General features: G+C 51.0%; 1 protein-coding gene. It reads right to left on the bottom strand.

The window, feature by feature from the left end:
* On the bottom strand, nucleotides 1-111 hold a 111-nt coding region (locus ACPYOI_RS36610), incomplete at its 3' end, for a thioredoxin domain-containing protein (RefSeq protein ID WP_481424249.1).
* Between the last annotated feature and the right edge of the window lie 140 nt (nucleotides 112-251).

Here is a 251-nt window from a genome sequence, read left to right as displayed (position 1 = left end):
AATATCTAGCGGCTCAAGTTGATGTTCGATCCCTTTCTCAGTCAGACACAGTCGAGCGATTCGTACGTAGACGCTGTAATCTGCCCCGAAGAGGCGCGGTTGTGTGGTCATCTGCCCACCTTCGTGCAATTGGCGCATACCTTGGGATTCAAAGTAAACGACGTCCCTAGTAGCTTATGCCATGGCGCTAAACATCAACAAACGTCTTACGCAGCCAAATGCAGGCATGCCCTGCAGGCAATCCTTCAATC

Source organism: Rhizobium sp. SVR5-2C, assembly GCF_056755115.1.
The sequence above is the reverse complement of the archived record's forward strand: the minus strand, read 5'-3'. Positions and strand labels throughout refer to the sequence as shown.